This is a genomic window from Gemmiger formicilis (assembly GCF_018784445.1).
In the GTDB taxonomy this organism is placed as follows: domain Bacteria; phylum Bacillota; class Clostridia; order Oscillospirales; family Ruminococcaceae; genus Gemmiger.
Genome location: NZ_WQOH01000100.1, coordinates 174,584 through 175,303 on the forward strand (window position 1 = coordinate 174,584; position 720 = coordinate 175,303).

1 pseudogene is annotated in these 720 nt (G+C 47.6%); it reads right to left on the minus strand.

Annotated features, from left to right (window positions below):
• Positions 1-720, minus strand: a pseudogene (locus GPK89_RS16450) (serine/arginine repetitive matrix protein 2); the annotation flags it as partial.

Sequence of the window (720 nt, forward strand, 5' to 3'; positions counted from 1 at the left end):
ATCCTCCTTGTGGGTTTCCACTCTGACCGTATCTGTCACAACCTCCACCGCCTTGTCATAGGCAATATCGGCAACATCATCAATCAGCGTTTCTACATCCTCGATTTTCAAAGTCAGCTCCTCTAACTTCTGCTCCTGTACCTCCAACTGCTCTTTCTGTTTGGCAAGAATGAAGTCCTGTTTTTCAAGATAGGCTCGCCCTCCGTATTCCGGCTCTTGCTCCAAATGCAGACCATGCTTTTTTGCAATATCAAAAAGCATGGCACGACAGGCAGAATCGAAAGTCATTTTTCGGTTGTTGTGTCTGCCTTGCTTCTTGGTGGGGTCTGGCAGTTCAAAGCCTAATTCTTCAAGTGCCTTTTCCTGTTGTGGGCAAATTTCGCCGTAGCGATTTTCGCAGTCAAACACATGGCGTTCTTGAATGTGCGGTGTCGCTTCATCCAGATGTAATGCCCAATCCAGAATGTGGACATGAGAGCCGAAACGCCGTTCCATCTCCACAAAGAAATCCGTCACAACTTTCAGCAGAACATCAGGCGGAACATGGTCGCCCATCTTTCCGATCTGATAGATAGTTTCCTCTGGACAAGTCCTTTTGTCTTTGAGCAAATCCGTTGTGGTGCGGTTGCGTTCCGAGTGTCTGTTCTTATCGTTTCTGGCGTTCTGTGCTTCGACATAAGCACCGTATTTTGCGGAGTAGAACAGTTCCTCCACTTCCTC